The 386-nt window shown below is 55.4% G+C and carries 1 pseudogene; it reads right to left on the bottom strand.

Going from position 1 to position 386, the window contains the following annotated elements:
• Window positions 1-205, bottom strand: a pseudogene (locus tag LKE08_RS00745) (hypothetical protein); the annotation flags it as partial.
• Window positions 206-386: the final 181 nt, after the last annotated feature.

The following is a 386-nucleotide window of genomic DNA, read 5'->3' as shown; positions in this document are numbered from 1 at the left end:
CGGGCGTCGGCTCACCTTGCGGCCGCCCGTTGCCGTTGCTGTTGGGTGCCGCCTCGATCGCTTCCCCCCGATCCATCCGACGGGCGATCGCCAGTAGCTCATCGGCAAACTCTGCGGGGACGCGGATCGGGACGGTCGGGGTGTGGTTCCATTTCGGCTGTTTTAGTCCGCTGGTGTCGGGGTTGTAGTTGGCCATACTGCTCATAGCTCTATCTTTGTACATTGATACACCTATCATTGTACATTGATACGGGTCAAGCGTCCCATGTCGGGTTGTCCGGCTCATCCATTTCTGTGGTGTGGGGTTTTACCCCTACCCCCAATTTACTTTATTCACCCATTTTGATGGATCTGATGGATCGTGGTGTCTGTAATGCTTGTGTAGA

The sequence above is a fragment of the Lyngbya sp. CCY1209 genome (assembly GCF_035615495.1).
Classification (GTDB): Bacteria; Cyanobacteriota; Cyanobacteriia; order Cyanobacteriales; family Microcoleaceae; genus Limnospira.
The sequence above is the reverse complement of the archived record's forward strand: the minus strand, read 5'-3'. Positions and strand labels throughout refer to the sequence as shown.